We start from the raw sequence: 14,996 nt of genomic DNA on the forward strand, positions 1-14,996 counted from the left end.
AGTGCCCCGCCAGGGACTCGAACCCCGAACCTACTGATTAAGAGTCAGTTGCTCTGCCAGTTGAGCTAGCGAGGCAAAATCACCCGCAGCGTACCAGATCGGCACACACGAAGTGAGCCGTAAAAGCTACCGGGGATATGGGACGGGTCAACCTCAGCACGGTCGGGAAACCGGAGCTGCCGTCGGCTCAAAGAAACATCCCCTCGCCGCATTCCATGTGGTACGTTGGGCAACAACCCGTTGCGGTCCGCCGGTTCTGGTTCGTCCAGCCCATAGCCCAGGCCACGCGGCCAGCTGGACTTCCTAGAAGGCGCTCAACCCGGTCAGCGTCTGTCCAAGGATCAGCGAGTGGATATCGTGCGTGCCTTCGTACGTATAGACCGACTCGAGATTGGCCATGTGCCGCATCGAATGGTACTCGACGAGAATGCCGTTCCCGCCCAGAAGCCGACGAGCTTCGCGCGCGATGTCTGTAGCCATATCGCAGTTCGCACGCTTGGCGAGCGAGACCTGCTGCGGCGTCATCGTACCTCCGTCCTTCATGCGACCGAGGTGATAGGTGACGAGCTGGCCTTGCGTGATCTTCGTGAGCATGTCGGCAAGCCGAACCTGCTGAATCTGCTTGCCGCCAATCGGCTCATCGAACATGACACGCTGCTTCGAATACGAGAGCGCCTCGTCAAAGCACGCCATCGCGGCACCAACAACCCCCCACGAGATCCCGTAGCGGGCCTGCGTCAGACACATAAGCGGGCCCTTCAGACCAGTAGTCCCAGGCATGAGCGCGCTGTCGGGAAGTTCGACATCCTCGAAGACGAGCTCACTCGTGTCGGAAGCGAGTAGCGAGAGCTTCCCCTTCTGATCCTTGGCACTGAACCCGGGTGTGTCCGTCGGGACGACGAAACCACGGATGCCCTTCACGTCTCCCAATTCACCGGTCTGCGCCCACACCACGGCGACGTCAGCCATGGAGCCATTCGTGATCCACATCTTGGAGCCGTTCAACCGCCATCCATCAGTAGTCTTTTCGGCGCGTGTGATCATTCCCGCTGGATTGGATCCGTAATCCGGCTCGGTCAGTCCGAAGCAGCCGATCGCTTCACCCGTGGCGAGCTTCGGCAGCCACTCACCGCGGTGCTCTTCGCTACCGAACGCAAAGATCGGATACATGACGAGCGCGCCCTGCACGGACACGAAGGAACGGATGCCTGAGTCGCCCCGCTCAAGTTCCTGCATGATGAGCCCGTATGACACGTTGTTCAGGCCGGCACATCCGTACTCCTCAGGAAGATTTGCCCCGAGGACACCAAGCTCACCCAACTCAGGGATCAGCTGTGTCGGGAACTCCCGCCGAATGTAGGCATCGCCGATGATCGGCATGAGCGTCGTATCGACCCATTCGCGGATCGTGTCGCGGACCATCCTCTCCTCTTCCGAGAAGAGGGAGTCCAGGTCATAGAAGTCGATGCCTTCAAAGAGGGCCATCGGCGTGCTTCCGTTCGATTGAGGGCGTGGGGCGTCGACCGCGCCACGGTTCAGAACCCACCCGGTCCTATCCGGGCACTCAAATCTATTAGAGCGAGTCATCCTCGGCAGTGGTGGCTTCGCTACTCGGCGCCATCAGAGGCAGTGCCTCGACGGCCCTGGCGTTTCGAAAGCGCATGCCGCCATAGGAAAACTCGCGGGCGACCTTCTGCCCAATCCAGATCGCAGCGATCATCGTCGCCATCCATCCGCCGACCACGAGGTCGGTCGGTCGGACCGTGAACCAGACGTAGACACCCATGCCGGCAGTGAAAAGTAAGCCGCCTAGCCACCCCCACCACGCGGCCCGGGCCCGGGCCTTACGCCGACAGGTGTCGCACCACAGCATACGATCGAGCTCCATCTGGTCGTGTACCTCGAGACACCTCACACACGTGACTTCCGTGGGATAGCGGTCCCGCCAACTCACATGCTCTCGCGTCATTCGGTGGATCCCCTTCTTGCTGCCGGTCCGAGGGCCTAGTCTAGCGCGGCCAACAGTGCCGCTGTGAATTCGCGGGTCGTCGCGCTCCCACCCATGTCTACCGTGCGCGTGTCACCGGAGAGAACCACGGTATCGATCGCACCTCGAATTCGCGACGCCGTTTCGCTCTGGCTCATGTGATCGAGCATGAGGCACGCCGAAAGAAGCAATCCTGTCGGATTGGCGATCCCCTGGCCGGCGATGTCAGGGGCCGAACCGTGAACCGCTTCAAACATGGCCGCGTCCTGGCCGATGTTGCCCGCGGGAGCGAAGCCCAGACCGCCAACGAGACCGGCCATGAGGTCGGACAGGATATCCCCGAACATATTCTCCATGACGAGCACGTCGAAACGGTACGGATCGAGCACGAGCTGCATGGCTGTCGCGTCGATGATCCGGTCTTCGAACTCGATGTCCGGATACTCACTCGCCACGTCCTGACCCACCTCGAGGAAGAGCCCCTGGGTGTATTTCAGAATGTTGGCCTTGTGGGCGAGTGTGACCTTCTTGCGACCGTGCTTCCGTGCGTACTCAAACGCGTATCGGCAAATGCGCTCCGCGCCGAACCTCGTGATGATCATCACGGACTCAGCTGCCGCCCGGGCATCGCCGTGCATCCCGATGTAATGCTCGACACCGACGTACAATCCCTCGGTGTTCTCGCGAATCAAAACGAGATCGATGTCCTCGTACCGGCCGCCGGGCACGATCGTGCGTACCGGGCGAACGTTCGAATACAGGTCGAACGCCTTTCGCATTTCGACGTTGATCGAACGAAAACCCGAACCGGACGGAGTTGTCAGTGGGCCCTTGAGGATGATCCCGTTCTTTTCCGAGGAATCGAGCGTCGCCTGAGGGAGAGGATTGAGTACTTCCTTGAGTGCGATGAGCCCCGCGAGTTGCATGTCGTACTCGAGGTCGGCGCCCGCCGCCTTCAGAATCTCCAGCGTCGCATCCGTAACTTCTGGGCCGATCCCGTCTCCAGGAATGACCGTAATTGTCTTCGTCATCGACTGATAAATCGTTCGTTGTAAGTGTATTCGGTGTGGGCCTCGCCCCAGTCGACGAGGTCCTCCAGAAGTGTCATTCGTTCGGTCCCATCGCGTCGCGCCTGGCCTGCGATATTCAGTGAGCGACGCCACAAGATATCCGGCAATTCATCCGCCAGCAGCCTCGCATTCGCTACTTCAGTATCCCCCACTGTCGTGATCACCCGCACCGCTGCCAATCCGGCGTACTCTTCGAAGAGTAGGCGTGTCTCTTCAGAAAAGAGAAAAATGTAGGGCCCGACCTTGGCCCACAGCTTCCCACCGCGCCGGAGTTGCTGCGCCGACTGCGGGACCATCACGACCGCGACGTTTCCGACGATCTCGGCATAGACCCCGCCCTCATATTGATACGCTGCTCCGACCTGCTCAGCGCTCGGCAGAGTACCGTCCAATCTGGGCTCGCATCCTGCGAGTCCAAGCGTGACGACGCATGCGACCGCTCCTCCCCACCCCATCTTCATCAAACTGCTCCGATTGTCCTTTGGTTCTAATCAACCCGGGATGTACCAGAACAACGTCCGGGTGAGTTCCTCCACCCCCGAGACCAGGCCGCGGGGATCATCCTGATCAAATTCGCCACCCTCCTCAATGCAGTACCAGACGACATCTCCAGTTCGGGGGACGATGAGCACGGCCTGTAAACGAACCCGCGGAGCAGTATCCTCGACCCCGGCTTCCGCGAAGGTCGGGGGAGACGCCGCGCATCGTCCCTGGAGGAGGCGGAGCCGACCGTCCGCTGCAGCTGGAGAGCAGCGTGGCAGCGCCCATAGCAAGGAGCGTTCAGCACACCGAGAACAGCGAGCGGCGACCCGCTCCCTTTCCTACTCGTTGACCGACTTCATTCATGATTCGCCCCCGACCGCGGTACGGCCTCTCGTGGCTGTGGCAGCACTCAAAGGTAGAGAAGCCGGCTGTCCGATTGAACCCAGGTGGAGTTGGCTCGAACTCGCGATCAGGCTGACGCCAGCACAGCCATTCTTGCCCTCCCTGACATGCTTCGAGCGCCTGGCATCACTTGCCTGCAGGTCCTCGGCGCGATCCGTGACGGAATCGTCCATCGCCTCGACATTGTTTCGCAGACCGGGATGCCACGTGGCACCGTATACCCGACGCCCGAGAGCTTGAAAAAAATGGCCTCTTGCGGGCCGCTCCGTGCGCACCGCAGGTGCCTCGTGACAGTGTTCTGCGGCGCTTGGCTACCCGCGCGGCTAGCCAGCGTCTCTGGTTTGAAAGACAATGAATAGGGACAACGCTATTGAGTATTGACATCGGGTCAGCGGAAGCACCATTTGGCCAGTCATAAGCGGTCCACCAATACGGGGAGCCGCGCCCAGCCATGGATCCACGGAGCACTCATGAGCGACTCACTCGTCCGCCACGAAAAGTGGGATGACATCGAGCGCGAAGCTGTAACCGGCGACATCGCTCGCCGACTCTTCACCGGCGATCGCATGATGCTCGCCCAGGTCTTTCTCGAGAAAGGAGCCGTCGTTCCGAAGCACTCGCACGAGAACGAGCAGCTGACGTGGATCATGGAGGGAGCGCTCCGCTTCTGGATCGGAAACGAAGGTGAGCCCGGCTATGAGGAGCGTATCGTTTCCGCCGGAGAAGTCATGTACATCCCGTCAAACGTCCCGCACAAAGCGGAGGCCCTCGAGGACACGCTCGACGTAGACGTGTTCAGCCCGCCCCGCCAGGACTGGCTCGACGGTACAGACTCCTATTTTCAAGACCGCTGACGTGACGCTGGGGAACGCCTGAATGGATCTCGGACTGAAGGGAAAGGTCGCGGTGGTCGCCGGCTCCAGTCAGGGACTCGGCCGCGCTGTCGCCGACGCCTTGGCGGCGGAGGGGGTCGACCTTGTGATCAACTCGCGATCACCTGAGAAATTGCTCGCCGTCAAGAATCAGATCATCCAGCATACGGGAGCCCGGGTAGAAGCCGTGCCGTGTGACCTGTCGACTGCGGACGGCGCGAGCGACCTGATCTCAGCCGCTGAATCAGCCTTCGGACAGGTAGACATTCTCGTGACCAACACGGGCGGGCCTCCTCCGGGAATGTTCGAAGACCACGGACCGGAAGTATGGCGTGATGCGATTGCGCAGAACTTCGAGAGCGTGATCAACTTGGTGCGTGCTGCGCTGCCAGGGATGAAGGAGCGGCGCTGGGGGAGGATCGTCAATGTGACTTCGATCTCGGTGAAGCAGCCGGTCGCGGGACTGATCCTTTCGAACGCGATCAGGGCTGGCGTAACGGGCTTCGCAAAGACCGTTTCCAATGAGGTGGCCCCCTTCAACGTGACCGTGAACAATATCCTTCCGGGCTATACGCGGACCGAGCGCCTCGTACATTTGGCAGACGCGATATCTGAGCGGGATGGGACGACTGTCGAGGAAGTCTACGACGGCTGGGCCGCGGAAATTCCCATGGGACGGGTCGGGGAGCCTTCGGAGTTCGGGGGCGTCACAGCTTTTCTCTGCTCCGAACAGGCATCGTACGTAACCGGACAATCAATTGCCGTCGACGGCGGCTGGATCAAAGGACTCATCTGATGGGCGCAGTAGGCTTCCAGGAAGCGGACTACATCTGGAAAGACGGGAAGTACGTTGGCTGGCATGACGCCAACATCCACCTGCTCTCCACGGCGGTGCAGTTCGGCACCTCGGTGTTCGAGGGCATCCGAGCCTACGAGACGGCGAAGGGTCCGGCGATTTTCCGGCTCGACGCCCACATCGATCGGCTCATGGATTCGGCAAAGATCTATCGGATGCTGCCAGAGTACTCCGCTGAGCAGCTTCGTGACGTTTGTGTCGACATCATCCGCAAGAACGCCCTCCGAAACTGCTATATCCGGCCCATGATACTCCGCGGGTATGGCACCCCTGGGTTGAACCCGACCCTGAGCCCACTCGAGACATATGTCGCGGCCTGGGGCTGGGGCACCTACCTGGGTGAGGAAGCGCTTACGAAGGGGGTCGACGTCTGTGTGTCTTCCTGGCAGCGCATGGCGCCCAACACGTTCCCTGCACGCGCGAAGGCCGGCGGCCACTACGTGAACGCTCAGCTCATGAAGATGGAGGCTGTCCAGAATGGGTACGTCGACGCGATCGCCCTCGGCACAGGGGGACTTGTCAGCGAAGGCAGCGGCATGAACATCTTCCTCGTTGATGAGGGCAAGATCATTTCGCCGGTCCTCGATGGCACCTCACTGGTGGGCCTCACCCGGGGCGCGGTAATCAAGTTGGCCGAGGACCTAGGGTACGAAGTCGTCGAGCGGCCCGTTCCGCGGGAAGAGCTCTACACGGTGGACGAGATCTTCTTCACTGGCACGGCCGCAGAAGTGACCCCGGTAGCCAGCGTTGACAGAATCGAGATCGGATCGGGGAAGGCCGGGCCCATTACGCTCGACATCCAGAGGCGATTCCTCGACACCGTTCGAGGTGAGACCGACGACCCGCATGGATTCCTGACGGTCGTGGAAGAGTAGTCACGTACGAGACTTGTGCGCGTAATAGTGAATATCTCCGCGACGCGACGGCCGAACAGTCGAATCTGGGCTAGCTAGCCTGCACCGCGCAGAAATGCCCTTCGGTGCGAACACTGCGCACCCCACTCCACCAGCGTCCCACGAACGCATCGCCCGCGATATTCTGCACTGACAACACCGTGTGCGCCCCGTCGAACTGGAACACGTCTCGGCGGTTGTTCTGAGAACCCAGGCGTAACAAAATCTCGCGCCCGTCGGCCCCGTCGCTCTCGATGACGAGTACGCCTGGCCCCGCTGGATCAGTACTCCGCAGGTCCTGAACCGGCTGAGCTCCCACAGCTGTCAGATCCAAGTTGGTGAACCCTCCGAGCGGTGTCCGAGCGTCCTGCAGCACCCGGAGGTTCGCCGGCTGCTCAGACAAGGTCATCTCACCCTGGACGGTCCGCATGTCGGATCCTACCAGCACCACCCTATAAGACCCTGCCATGGAAACCATCGACTCGCCCGAAGACAGAGTCGCAGTCGACGGCACACAAGCGGCTAGAGAAAACATCTCGCCGCCTGCACCGCCTGTCGCACCCCGGCATGCCGCCAACATGATCGATCCGAGGAGGACAATCCGTGCGAGCCTCAGCGGAGCACCCGCACGATACGGCCGTTTTCATCGACTACTGCAATGGGTCCCCGAAAGACGTCGCCACTCAAATCGATGAACGACGGTGACACCCCGGCGATGCCAGGCGCCCTCGGTGGTGCCGGAGTTATCCCCTGGTAGGAATCGGCCTGACTCATATCCACGCTGTACCCGAGGTCAAACAACGACCCGACCGTAATCGAGCTAAGTGTGCTCGCGAGCGCCGAGTTCAGACGTGGTGTCATGAGTTCCACGGTCATCACCGACTCTCGCCAGTGGGAATCCCCCGAGCCAGCTGCAGACGCGTTCTCAACCGGGACCTTCGCTCCGACGTATGCGTCACCGCCGTTCGCGTCGAACGCGACGATCGCTCGTTCCCCGAAGAAATGGGTGTCCTGGTTAGGAACAAGGTTGTCTTCGCCGTCGAGAGACGGATTCCGGAGCAAATCCTTACGGTTCCATAAGGTGCCAATCCCCAAGACGTGGCCCATCTCATGGAGGATGACCGGGAACAGCTGGTTGTTGTTCTCCAGAACCTGCAGGTCGGCTTCGTCAAATTCCATCCGGCCGATGACCGGAATGCTTCCGATTTGCCTTGTGAAGCAGGGTCCTGCGGATGCGAGCGTGCCACCAGGACCATCTTTCGCAACAATTTTCACATAGATAAGCACATCGTCCACGACTTGGTTCAGCACCGGCTTGCTGGAAACGCACCACTCGGGCACGGTTTGATTAATGAAGTTCACGTCATGCACGTCGGCAACGATGATTTCAGCCCACCGAGCCGCCGCCGCGATCATCGCGCTGTCTTGACTCTCCGTTCCATTAGCCTCGAAGACGATGTCAATGTTGAAGGGCTGCAGCGGCTCACCGACCGTGACGTTGAGCTTTGCCCCATTCACAGGGCCGGCACCCTGGCCCTCACAACACCCATGGACAAGGATGTTGTACTCACCGTCTGCGAAGCCGATCTGGCAACTCTCATCGGAGCCGGGGCTGAAGCTCAGACAGTCGTCGTACCCGGCTCGCCCTGAGGGTCGCTCTCCGTGTTCTACGAACAGATCGGCGTCGCCCGTGCCCCCAATAAGCTCGACAGTCAACGTCGCGGGACCAGCGATGTCGACACGGAACAACACTTCTTCCTCCAGCAACGCGGAGTACGAGGTTGAATCGTCCAGCGTGATGATCGACTGGTTTTTTACCGTTACGCCTCGACTCTCCTCGTTGTTGTTCTCGAGAAGTTCGGTCACCGCGTCGTCTGGGTCTGCGACTACGGTCAGCGTCGTCTCCCCCACGACCATCGGACCGACGGTCACCTCAACCTCGATCTCCGTGAAGGATTCCATCGCCGGCACGTCCGCCGTCCCGACCTGGTTGTTCGCGCCATCCAGAACCTGAACACGGAAACCCGTGCCAGTCGTATCATCGCCGTTGTTCTTCACCGTGGCGCGGACGGTGAACTCGTCGAGGTTCGTCGGGTCATAGCGCGAGAGCCGAAGCCCGTCATTGATCACCAGATCGGGAAGCGGATTGATGCTCCGAGAAAACGCCTTCACTTCCGCGGTGCCACTTCCGCTCGCCGCAACAAGAGTCTGCGGCCCAAACGACATCCCGAGAGTCCAAGTAGTGGACAACTCGCCCATAGAATCCGTGGTGCCAGAGCCCACACTAACCGAACCGTTGTCCGGCGCGGGCGTAAACGTGACGGTCGCACCGGCCACCGCAGCCCCACCCGCGTCACGGGCTCGAGCGACGATTGCCTCAGCGAGAGCTGTGCCGTTGATCGCGTCCTGAGACAGCCCGCTCACAATCGCGACACCCGTTGCGATCTGCTGAACCGTGACAGTCGCGGTGGCGTTGAGCCCGCCACTGGACGCGGTCAGAGTCGCCGTCCCATTCGCGACTGCGGCCACCAGCGCTCCCGTGATCGTGAAAACGGCAGGGTCACTCGACAGCCACTCGATCGTCTGCCCCCCCATGGTCTGGCCCGCCTGATCCCGCACGGTAATACCCACAGGTGCTGTCTGCCCCAGGAATGTCAGGTCGATCGACGAAGACGTTATCGTGAGCGTAGTCGCGACCTGGCCTTCCGGCGTCGTTGTCGTTCCAGCCTGGCAGGCGCTGATCAGCACAAGCGCGCCGAGGCGGAGAAGGTCACGAACCGGACGAGATTTCGAGGGCATCAGATTTGGGGCAATGAGGATCTTCAAGTAGACCAGGCTGCATCTCGCATTCTGTATATCTACGTTAGCGAGTCTCGTTCCGTGGCGCCCTCATTCTTACGACTTGAAGGGATGACCCTCCCCGCACGGCCACATCCTTCGCAGGCCGCCCTTCTGCCAGCGATGACGCACTAACTCTCGAAAGGACCTTCCTGAAGGAGCGAACGAGGCGAAAGTGATGATGCCGAGACGGATGAAGACCAAGACCCGCTCTGTGCCGTATCAGCGCCCGCGCCGGCGGCGCACGCCCAACTCCTTGCCCCGGACCGGTGTCTCACAGCATCGTCCACACTCAAGCGATCCTCATCCTATGCGAACCAATGCCGATTCTCCCCTCTGACTTTCCGCGCCATTCCTCGCACCTGCTCACCGTTGCCCTAGCGGCGACCTTGCTCGCTGCCTCAGGCTGCGGTGCACCCGACTCCACCTCGTCGAGCGCAGGCCCCGACTTGCCGTTCCCGGAGGACCCGACGATCTGGCCCGCCATTCGGGCCGAACGAATCTCGACCCTGCTAGGACCGGCTATGGATCGCGCGAACGTTGATGCCTGGGTCATACTGGGCAGAGAGAATGCGAACGACCCGATCGCCGCCCATGTCGGCGCGGAAAATGCAGGAGGACTGGCTGGCTTCCTCTTCTTCTCGGACGGAGCCGGGAGGATCGAATCCCTGGCAATTTCTCCCGAGACGGAGGCGACCGCACTCGCCGAGGTGACACCGCTCGATTCCGTACGCTCTATCCCAAGGGGATCAAGCCTCTACGCCGCCATAGCCGAGGAACTCAACGCCCGGGACTCACAGCGAATCGCGATTAACAGCAGCACCCGAAATATTGCCGACGGGCTCTCTTGGACGCAGCGCAACGCTCTGGTCGAAGCCCTCGGCCCCCGACTCTCCAGCAGGCTGGCTTCCTCGGAAGAAGTGGTAATCGAGTGGCTCTCAGTAAAGCTCCCGCAGGAGGTCGATATCATGCGGCGCGCGGCAGCGCTGACCGAACAACTCGAGCTCGAAGCCTATACCACGGTCGTCCCGGGAGTGACGACCGACGCCGATGTGGGGCGTTTTTTGAAACGACGCATGGCCGAACTCGGTGTCGACGACGGTTGGGCTCCCGACCAGAACCCGAACGTGAATTCAGGCCCGGACCGTGGTCACTCACACGCGACAGAGAAGGTCATTCAGCCTGGGGATATCATTCAGACTGACTTCGGCATCAGCGTATACGGCATGTGGGTGACGGACATCCAGCGCTTCGCATACGTGCTCCAGCCCGGGGAAACGGAAGCACCACCAGAAATGCAGGCGCGCTGGGAGTACGCCCGGGAAGGCAGTCGAGCGGCGCAGAGTGCGATGCGCCCAGGCGTGACCGGATGGGCCGTCGATCTGGCTCAGCGCGAGGTGCTCGAGAAGCACGGCTCGATTCCGATCATCTGGAGCACCGGCCACCCGGTCGGCTATTGGGCGCACGACGTCGGCCCCCGGCTCGGTGGTGCCGCAGGGGGTGCGGCGCCTTCAGGAGATGCGGCACGCGAGCTCCTGCCCGGTCACACCTTCGCCTTCGATGGCTTCTTCGGCTGGCCGCAAGAAGACGGCACGACCAAGACGATTTCTGTCGAAGAGATGGCCGTCGTAACAGAGAGTGGATCCGAGTGGCTGATCGCCCCTCAGGAGGAACTGGTCCTGATCGGCGGTGCGAACTAGGTCCGCCCTACCAGTCGGGGCTCTCGGCCTCGTCCAGCTTCCTCATCGCAGCGCGAAGCTTCTCTGCGTCTTCGTCCGACACCTGATTGACCGGTGCGAGTGTCTTTTCATTCTGGCCGCCTCGCGCCACGAGTACGGCCATCATGCCGGCCGACACGATCGCCAGCGCCGGTAGCAAATATCCGAGGATGTTGAAGCCCTCGGCCGGCGGCATCATGAGCACCTGGCCGCCGAAATCCGCTACGAAGCTCGCCTGGATCACCTCGACCGACTCACCGGCCTCGAGTGATTCCCGGATCCGACGTGACCACGCCGGTGATTCCGCACACTGCATCTGGAACTGACACGAGTGCACATCGAGGCCGCATCCACACTGACACTTCAAGGCCGTCTCAAGCAGCATGAATTTTTGGCCGAGCTCACCTTCGTGGTAGTGGCCCTGCATCGTCGCCGTCGGGTCGTACCCGGCATGCGACGGGCCGGTGGACTGACCCTGTAGTGGGACGGCGAGCGCAAGACTCACGGCCGTCACGGCGGTCACCCCAAAGCACGTTGCTACGGTCATCATTGATCTCCTGGGCCGTGCCGATTGCCCCACCGGACCACAGTCCCCGTTCCGTTGTGTTGTCACGTTCCCGCCCTTCGAACTACCAACCCGTACCGAGCACGTTCCGATCCCAAGTCCGTCAGCGGCCACGCGCGCCGGAGTCGGGACTTCGTAGATCGGGTGCACCGACGCGCTCACCAGTGACCGGGTCGACGCCCACGGAATTCGCAGACCCCTGACGCCCGCCCATTTGAACCGTATGGCCCAGGGCTTCGAGCTCCGCCACGACCTCAGGTGAAACTCCCTCACCTTCGATCCGGATGCGATCCGGAAGCCATTGGTGGTGCATCCGCGGTGCGGCGACGGCTTCGTCGATGCTCATGTTGAAGTCCACGAGATTCAGAATCAGCTGAAGCGTCGTGTTGATGATGGTCCGGCCACCGGGCGAACCCACCACGGCTACAAGATCGCCGTCTTTGGCGACGATCGCCGGAGACATCGATGACAGCATCCTCTGCTGAGGCCGGGCAAGATTTGGCTCTGTCCCGATCAGCCCATTCGCACTGGTGATCCCGGGGCCTGCGTTGAAGTCACCCATCTCGTTGTTAAGCAGAAACCCAGCCCCAGGCACCACAATGCCTGAGCCGTAGCCCGACTCGAGCGTGTAGGTGACCGAGACGGCCATTCCATCCGAATCCACGACGGAGTAGTGAGTGGTCTCGGGACTCTCATACGGCTGCTCGATGTCGGACGGGTGCGAGATCGAGGCCCGCTCCGGGTCCAGGTCACGAGCCAGCCATGCTGCGTGCTCCTTACTGGTCAGTCGCTGCACAGGAACATCGGCGAAGTCCGCATCGGCCAGATAGGTCGCCCGCTCCCGAAACGCACGGCGCATGGCTTCTGCTACGTGGTGCAAGTAGGGAGCGGAATTGTGACCCATCGCGGAGAGGTCATAGGGCTCCAGGATGTTCAGGATCGTCGCCACCGCCACGCCGCCAGAGCTCGGTGGTGGCATGCCGATGATGTCGTGTCCCCTGTACGTGCTCGTGATCGTCGACCGCTCACGTGCCTCGTATCTGTCGAGGTCTTCCTCTGTGATCATCCCACCGCCCCGGACCATCTCAGCCGCCATGAGTCGGGCCGTTTCACCTCGGTAGAATCCGTCGCTGCGATCATCACGGATACGGGCCAAGGTGCGGCCCAGATCAGCCTGCCTCCAGGTCTCCCCGACCGCGTAGGCCGATCCGTCCTTCGAGAACGTGGCAACGGTGGCCTCGTACTGGCTCCTCTCGACGAAGCGCTCCATCGAGCCGGCGAGGGCCTCGCTCAACTCGAATCCATCCTCGGCCAGATCGACCGCCGGATCTAGGAGGTCGTTCCAGTCCGCTCGCCCATAGAGTCGATGCGCTTTGTCGAATCCGGCGACCGTACCCGGAACACCGACCGCCATATGACTACGGTGGTGAATCATTGACGAGTACTCACCGTTCTCATCGATCCACATCTCCGGAAACGCCGCCAAGGGGGCCTTCTCACGGAAGTCGACCGCCGTCGTCTGGCCGTTCGGGAATCGAACGACCATGAAGCCCCCGCCGCCGATATTCCCGGCCGACGGATGCGTCACTGCGAGAGCAAAACCCGTCGCGATCGCTGCATCCACGGCATTTCCGCCGGCAGCAAGGACGTCGGCCCCGACCTGACTCGCAAGCCACTGCTGGGAAGAAACCATCCCACCGTTCGATCGCGCAGTCTCTGCCGACTGGGCCTCCGCAAACGCTGGGGAGAGGAGGCCGATGAAAGCCACGCAGGCCAGAGCCCGTGAGACGATCGTAGAGCGAAGGATGGCTGGGAGCATCGGAGAACCTTTGCGGTGCAGAAGTCGTGACGAGTGGGTGGAACAAGATCCGGCCCAGCCATAGTCCGCGCCAGACGCCGCCGTGATTGCCGGAACACGCGGCTCGGGTTACTTCATTCGCCCTCACACGTATGCGGTTCGGGCACATTCGAGCCCGGTTCGACACGCACACGAAGACCAAGGAATCTGAGCGCGACATGACGATCAAGAGACGTGATTTCATCAAGAAGGCTGGAACCGGCGCCGCCGGGGTGGCCGCACTCGGGGCATGCTCCAGTGGTGAGGGCAGCGCAGATGCTGTGCAGGCCGGTGGTGTAAGCGGTCCTCGTGTGGAGTGGCGCCTCGCGACGAGCTTCCCGCCGTCGCTCGACATCCTGCACGGCGCCGGTGTGCGCGTAGCAGAACGCGTCGCGGCGCTTACGAACAACAACTTCACGATTCGCGTCTACGCGGCGGGTGAAATCGTTCCCGCGCTCCAGGTCATGGACGCGGTCATGCAGGGCACCGTCCAGTGCGGTGTCTCACCGGGCTACTACTACATCGGAAAAAATCCGGCGCTCGCATTCGATACGGCCATTCCGTTCGGTCTCAGCACACGCCAGCAATATGCGTGGATGATGCACGGCGGCGGCCTCGACCTGCTGAACAACATCTACTCGGACTTCGGCATCATTTCGTTCCCCTGCAATTCGACGGGTGGCCAGATGGGTGGGTGGTTCCGCGAGCCTGTAAACAGTCTCTCGGAGCTGGCAGGCCTTCGCTTCCGGATCCCTGGTATCGGGGGCGAAATCATGTCGCGCCTCGGCGTCACGGTTCAGAACCTCGGTGCGGCGGAGATCTATCCAGCGCTTGAGCGCGGGGCGATCGACGCCACGGAGTGGGTCGGACCCTACGACGATGAGAAGCTCGGCTTCTATCAGGTTGCGAAGAATTACTACTACCCGGGCTGGTGGGAGCCTGGTGTCACGATGGGCCTGCTCATCAGTCAGGAGGCGTTCAATGAGCTTCCTGTCTCCTATCAGGAAGTACTCAAGTCAGTGTGCGGCGAGACCTTCGCGGACCGACTGGCCGCCTACGACAATGCGAACCCGCTGGCGTTACAGCGACTCGTCAACGACCACGGTGTGACGGTCCGCGAATATCCCCAAGACATCATGGACGCGGCTTGGCGGGAGTCCAACGCATACCTCGAGGAGGAGTCGGCCAAGGATGCGACCTTCCGTGAGGTATGGGAGTCCTACCGGACGTTCCGAGACGCCCAGTGGTCCTACGCCAACGGCAATGAGTTGGCGTACCAGGTATCGGCGTTCGGAAGGGTCTAGGGCTGCAGCGACCCGCTGGGGCCGAAGCACAAGTGGCCGAATAGCGGAATGAAAACCGAAAGGCCCGTCCTCCACGGCGGAGGGCGGGCCTTTTCGCATACAAGAGCCCGAACGGCTTCCGAATGGCAACAGACGGCATCCCCGGCGGCTCTCTACTTCTTGCGAAGCAGC

Annotated in this window: 13 protein-coding genes and 1 tRNA gene; 5 read left to right on the forward strand and 9 right to left on the reverse strand. The window is 61.5% G+C overall.

Annotated features, from left to right (window positions below; genetic code table 11):
- Positions 1 to 2: 2 nt before the first annotated feature.
- The 5 genes from OSA81_12600 to OSA81_12620 form a co-directional block, all read right to left on the reverse strand.
- Positions 3 to 75: transfer RNA gene (locus OSA81_12600), tRNA-Lys, on the reverse strand.
- A 228-nt stretch (positions 76 to 303) separates the two neighbouring features.
- Positions 304 to 1,485 carry an acyl-CoA dehydrogenase family protein gene (locus OSA81_12605; protein ID MDE0899847.1) on the reverse strand — a complete coding sequence of 394 codons (1,182 nt, stop codon included), beginning with the start codon at positions 1,483 to 1,485 and terminating at the stop codon, positions 304 to 306.
- Between the two features lie 88 nt (positions 1,486 to 1,573).
- The gene (locus tag OSA81_12610) at positions 1,574 to 1,969 is read right to left on the reverse strand and encodes a hypothetical protein (GenBank protein MDE0899848.1); all 396 of its coding nucleotides are present in this window, start codon (positions 1,967 to 1,969) and stop codon (positions 1,574 to 1,576) included.
- Between the two features lie 35 nt (positions 1,970 to 2,004).
- Positions 2,005 to 3,018, reverse strand: a complete 1,014-nt coding sequence (locus OSA81_12615) for an isocitrate/isopropylmalate family dehydrogenase (GenBank protein MDE0899849.1) — start codon at positions 3,016 to 3,018, stop codon at positions 2,005 to 2,007.
- A complete protein-coding gene (locus OSA81_12620; protein ID MDE0899850.1) occupies positions 3,015 to 3,518 on the reverse strand; it encodes a hypothetical protein in 504 nt (167 codons plus the stop codon). Before OSA81_12620 ends, OSA81_12615 begins: the two co-directional genes overlap by 4 nt.
- 894 nt (positions 3,519 to 4,412) lie before the next feature.
- Here OSA81_12620 and OSA81_12625 point away from each other — a divergent pair.
- The 3 genes from OSA81_12625 to OSA81_12635 are packed head-to-tail and all read left to right on the forward strand — an operon-like array spanning position 4,413 to position 6,545.
- Positions 4,413 to 4,796 (forward strand): cupin domain-containing protein, encoded by a 384-nt coding sequence (locus OSA81_12625; protein ID MDE0899851.1) that lies wholly within the window; start codon positions 4,413 to 4,415, stop codon positions 4,794 to 4,796.
- A gap of 22 nt (positions 4,797 to 4,818) precedes the next feature.
- A complete protein-coding gene (locus OSA81_12630) occupies positions 4,819 to 5,610 on the forward strand; it encodes an SDR family oxidoreductase (GenBank protein MDE0899852.1) in 792 nt (263 codons plus the stop codon).
- Positions 5,610 to 6,545, forward strand: a complete 936-nt coding sequence (locus tag OSA81_12635; protein MDE0899853.1) for a branched-chain amino acid transaminase — start codon at positions 5,610 to 5,612, stop codon at positions 6,543 to 6,545. The genes OSA81_12630 and OSA81_12635 overlap by 1 nt, the downstream gene beginning before the upstream one ends.
- A gap of 70 nt (positions 6,546 to 6,615) precedes the next feature.
- Here the strand turns inward: OSA81_12635 and OSA81_12640 are convergent, their stop codons facing one another.
- Together OSA81_12640 and OSA81_12645 are read right to left on the reverse strand one after the other, a co-directional pair.
- Positions 6,616 to 7,143 (reverse strand): hypothetical protein, encoded by a 528-nt coding sequence (locus OSA81_12640; GenBank protein ID MDE0899854.1) that lies wholly within the window; start codon positions 7,141 to 7,143, stop codon positions 6,616 to 6,618.
- A gap of 32 nt (positions 7,144 to 7,175) precedes the next feature.
- Positions 7,176 to 9,362: a hypothetical protein gene (locus tag OSA81_12645; protein ID MDE0899855.1), complete on the reverse strand. Its 2,187-nt coding sequence runs from the start codon at positions 9,360 to 9,362 to the stop codon at positions 7,176 to 7,178.
- 359 nt (positions 9,363 to 9,721) lie between these two features.
- Between OSA81_12645 and OSA81_12650 the strand changes: the two genes are divergently transcribed.
- Positions 9,722 to 11,101, forward strand: coding sequence for a M24 family metallopeptidase (locus OSA81_12650; protein MDE0899856.1), 1,380 nt, complete (start codon positions 9,722 to 9,724; stop codon positions 11,099 to 11,101).
- A 7-nt stretch (positions 11,102 to 11,108) separates the two neighbouring features.
- Here OSA81_12650 and OSA81_12655 read toward each other — a convergent pair whose 3' ends face one another.
- Positions 11,109 to 11,669 (reverse strand): cytochrome c-type biogenesis protein CcmH, encoded by a 561-nt coding sequence (locus tag OSA81_12655; GenBank protein MDE0899857.1) that lies wholly within the window; start codon positions 11,667 to 11,669, stop codon positions 11,109 to 11,111.
- A gap of 118 nt (positions 11,670 to 11,787) precedes the next feature.
- On the reverse strand, positions 11,788 to 13,503 hold the full coding sequence (gene ggt / locus OSA81_12660) for a gamma-glutamyltransferase (GenBank protein MDE0899858.1): 1,716 nt from the start codon (positions 13,501 to 13,503) through the stop codon (positions 11,788 to 11,790).
- A 197-nt stretch (positions 13,504 to 13,700) separates the two neighbouring features.
- On the opposite strand from ggt, the gene OSA81_12665 reads away from it, so the two are divergent.
- Positions 13,701 to 14,825: a twin-arginine translocation signal domain-containing protein gene (locus tag OSA81_12665; GenBank protein ID MDE0899859.1), complete on the forward strand. Its 1,125-nt coding sequence runs from the start codon at positions 13,701 to 13,703 to the stop codon at positions 14,823 to 14,825.
- Positions 14,826 to 14,996: the final 171 nt, after the last annotated feature.

This window comes from Longimicrobiales bacterium (assembly GCA_028823235.1).
Taxonomy (GTDB): Bacteria; Gemmatimonadota; Gemmatimonadetes; order Longimicrobiales; family Gaopeijiaceae; genus UBA2589.